We start from the raw sequence: 4,490 nt of genomic DNA, 5'->3' as shown, positions 1-4,490 counted from the left end.
TGACACCTAAAACAAACACAAGTATAGGATAATCTTTCACAAACAATAAAGGATATAAAACCAGTAAAGCACCTACTCCATAGATTGGGCAATACGGACCATAAAAGAAGCCTCGGTTAATAAATTTCTTTGCGGGAATCCCACAATATAAGTCTTCACACACCCATCCTAAAAAGGCATACAAAACAAAGTAGGCATAGGCATATACAAATTCCATCATATACTTGCCTTCATTTCTTCACTTAACTTTGCATTTGCCAACATCAATCGAATACGATTTTCCTGATTTACCTTTGATGCGCTTGGATCATAATCAATCGCAACAATATTCGCTTTCGGATATTCATCCTTAATCTTACGAACCATACCTTTGGCAACAATATGATTTGGCAGACAACCGAATGGCTGTGCACTAATCACATTAGTAACGCCAGATTTAATAAGTGAAACAACTTCACCTGTTAAAAGCCAACCTTCACCCATTTTTACACCTGGATCAATAAATGCTTTTCCATTATCAATGACTTCACTAAAATCGTCTGGTGCAATAAAAGTTCCATCTTTTTTTACTATATCTCTAAATGTTTTCTGCATACGCATAATCACATCTTTTACTATATTGTATATATAGTGATTTTTTTCGTGCATATGATAATACTCATAATCAATAATTGAATTTTCTACACAATATAGCGCAAAATCCATCACGCCGGATAGAACGGGTTCAAAACCTTCTTCAATCAAATAATCTTCTAAATGTTGATTCCCTAATGGAGAATATTTCATATAAATTTCCCCAACAATTCCAATACGAATCTTTATCTGAGTACGATCTTGTGGAATCGCCTTAAACATTTCCAACATCTTTTTATAAATACGTTTTGATTGTTTATAAGATCCATGTTCAAACATTGGAATCAATTCATCAATAAACTGATTTACCGCCTTATCTGTAGCTCCTTTTTCAAGTTCATAAGGCTTCACCTGATTGCTTAACCACATTAAAGCATCACCATATAAAGCTCCATAAAGAATGCGAAGAATCAAAGGCATTGTAAATTCAACGCTACTGCCTTTTTCTAGACCATTCGCATTGGCAGATAAACAAGGAATGTGTTGCCATCCTTCCATAGCCAAAGCTTTTCTCAATAAAGAAAGATAATTACTTGCACGACACCCTCCTGCCGTTTGTGTAATAGCACAGGCTACATGATCCATATCATATTTTCCGCTTTTTAACGCATCAATCATCTGCCCAATAACCAACAACGCTGGATAACAAGTATCATTATGCACATGTGCTAAACCTTCTTCACGTACTTGCTCCCCTTCATTTGTCAAAACTTCTAATTTATATCCGCTTTTCGCAAAGACAGGTGTCAATAAGCGAAAGTGAATAGGAAGCATAGAAGGAACTAAAATTGTATAATCCTTCTTCATATCTGAATTAAATAATGTATATTCTAAACTCAATTTTATGCTCCTTTCTGTTGGCCAATCGCCTCTTTCAATGAACGCAAACGAATTTTTGCCGCACCTAAATTATCAATTTCATCAATTTTGATTTGAGTATAAAATTTATTTCCATCCTTTAATATATCTCGAACCTCATCACTTGTAATGGCATCAATACCACATCCAAAGCTAACAAGTTGAATTAAATTCATATCTTTATTCTCAACTACATAATGTGCTGCTTGATAAAGTCTTGCATGATACGTCCATTGATTTAAAACATTCACTTTATGATTCTTTTGACGAGGGACACTTTCCTCACTAACAACCACAAAGCCAAGTTGTGTCAACAACTGATTCATTTGATGATTAATCAGTGGATCTAAATGATATGGGCGTCCACAAAGCACAATAATTGGATGATTGTTTTCGCGTGCATACGCTACAGCTTTTCGATGTTCCTTCACTAATTGTTCATGGAATGCTTCATACTCATTTGTGGCTGCATTTTTCGCAATAATAATATCTTTTTCACTAAAATGAATACCCACCTTTTCAAAATGCATACGAATGGCCTTCGCAAAAGTCGCATCATGATCAAAATTAATGAATGGATATACAATTTTTGTCTTATCAAAATCCATATTGGCCGCAATCACTTCTGGATAGTAGGCAACCAATGGACAATTATAATGGTTATCCGATTGATGTTCATCTACATTATAGGTCATACATGGATAGAAAATTACATCCACACCTTTATCAATCAATTGTTGAATATGTCCGTGCACAACTTTAGCAGGAAAACATGCCGTATCACTAGGAATGCTTTGTTGTCCTGAATGATACATTTCTTTAGTACTAGGTGTTGACCACACAATTTCGTAGCCTAAACTATCAAAGAAACGCGTCCAGAAAGGCAATAAGTCATAATTATTTAAAACTAAAGGCATACCAATTTTTTTATCATGTTTAAATTTTTTCTTTTGTGCATTCAACATGTCCGTTTTGATTTTGTATAAGTCTGGTAATTCTTCCTTTTTTATATCTAAATTATGAACCATCTTTTCACATTTGTTTCCTGCAACTAAGCGCGTTCCATCATTGAATGTATTAATTGTCAATGAACAATGGTTGTTGCAGCCTTGGCAAGCAACAGATTGTGATTTATGCGTAAATTTAACAAGTTGTTCATAATTCAAAATATTGCTTCTTGTTCGATGTAATTTTTTCGCATATAAAGCTGCTCCATAAGCCCCCATTAAAGGTGCAATGCTTGGTCGAATGACTTCAAGTCCAAGTTCTTGTTCAAAACAACGAAGTACAGAATCATTTTGGAAAGTTCCACCTTGCACAACGATATGCTTTCCAATATCGTCCTTATTTTTTGCACGAATAACTTTATATAACGCATTCTTTACAACAGATTTACAAAGTCCAGCCGAAATATCTTCAATACTTGCTCCATTCTTTTGGGCTTGTTTAACCCCTGAATTCATAAACACTGTACAACGAGTTCCTAAATCAACAGGGTGTTTCGATTTTAATCCAAGTGTCGCAAATTCTTTCGCATCATACCCCAATGATTTTGCGAACGTTTCAATAAATGAACCACATCCACTTGAACAAGCTTCATTCAACACAATATCATCAATGTGTCCATCACGAATTTTAAAACACTTAATATCCTGCCCACCAATATCTAGAATGTAGTCTACTTCTGGATTGAAAGATCGAGCAGCTGTATAGTGTGCCATTGTTTCAACGATTCCACCATCCAAATGGAAAGCATGACGCATTAATTCTTCGCCATAACCTGTCGCATAGGATCCATAGATTTTAATATTTGGATTTGTTTCATAAATTTTCTTTAAATCTTCTAATACAACATCCAATGGATTTCCCTTATTTGATGTATAAGAATCATATAGAATCGCATCGTTTTCATCGAGTAAAACGAGTTTTGTGGTCGTTGAACCCGAATCAATTCCTAAATAAGCTTTACCTGCATAATTTTTTAAATCTGCATACTTCGCATCATGTGATTTATGACGTTCAATAAATTTTTGATAGTCTTCTTCACTTTCAAACAAAGGTTTTGATTCTGTTAATTTAGCTGGTGCATGCACCAGATCTTCTAAAGCCTTATACAATTCATCATATGTATATTCTTGATCTGCACAAATGGCAGTTCCTAAAGCCACAAAGTTAATGGCTGTGTCAGGACAATTCACTTGTACATCACTTAACTTTAAAGTTTCAACAAATCGATTTCTTAATCCACTCATAAAGTAAAGTGGTCCGCCTAAAAACAGAATGTTTCCTTCAATTTTTCTCCCCTGTGCTAGTGAAGTAATGGTTTGATCCACTACTGCCTGGAAAATACTGGCACATAAATCACATTTATCCACACCTTGATTGATCAATGGCTGAATATCTGTTTTTGCAAACACACCACAGCGAGATGCGACGGGATATAAACGATGATAGTTTAAGCTAGCTTCATTCATTTCTTCTAAAGACATATTTAATAAGGTAGCCATTTGATCAATAAAAGCTCCTGTACCCCCAGCACAAGTTGAATTCATTCTTTGTTCTACACTTCCTTGAAAGAAAAGAATTTTCGCATCTTCTCCACCAAGTTCAATAGCACAATCTGTTTCCGGGTATAATTTACTAACTCCAGTCGCACTCGCAAATACTTCTTGAACAAAAGGCAATTCGCCTTGTTCGCTTAATCCTAAAGCCCCTGATCCGCTGATTGCGAATTTAAATGGTTCTTTTGTATATTTCTTTAATTCTACTAATTTATCTAAAGCTTTTTGACGCACTTGCGCCTTGTGCCTTTCATAACTTTTATAACAGATTTGGTTATTTTCATCTAAAACAACCGCTTTGATTGTTGTACTTCCAATGTCGAATCCTATACGATAACCCATAAGTAAATTTACCTCCTTCTATAATCTTTTAAACAGTTGGAGATAAACTCCTCTAAGAACCGTACGTGCAGTTTTCCCGCATACGGCTCCCCACTG

3 protein-coding genes are annotated in these 4,490 nt (G+C 35.1%); all 3 read right to left on the bottom strand.

Annotated features, from left to right (window positions below; translation table 11 throughout):
- Positions 1–220 (bottom strand): putative ABC transporter permease (locus tag ACZQCL_RS06840; protein WP_482482399.1); only part of this gene is annotated, 220 nt, incomplete at its 3' end.
- On the bottom strand, positions 217–1,473 hold the full coding sequence (locus tag ACZQCL_RS06835) for a 2-hydroxyacyl-CoA dehydratase (RefSeq protein ID WP_265334378.1): 1,257 nt from the start codon (positions 1,471–1,473) through the stop codon (positions 217–219). The genes ACZQCL_RS06840 and ACZQCL_RS06835, both read right to left, overlap by 4 nt.
- A gap of 2 nt (positions 1,474–1,475) precedes the next feature.
- Positions 1,476–4,394, bottom strand: a complete 2,919-nt coding sequence (locus ACZQCL_RS06830) for an acyl-CoA dehydratase activase (protein WP_337619245.1) — start codon at positions 4,392–4,394, stop codon at positions 1,476–1,478.
- Positions 4,395–4,490: the final 96 nt, after the last annotated feature.

The organism is Holdemanella sp., assembly GCF_056804935.1.
This window is presented reverse-complemented; position numbering and strand designations above follow the sequence as displayed.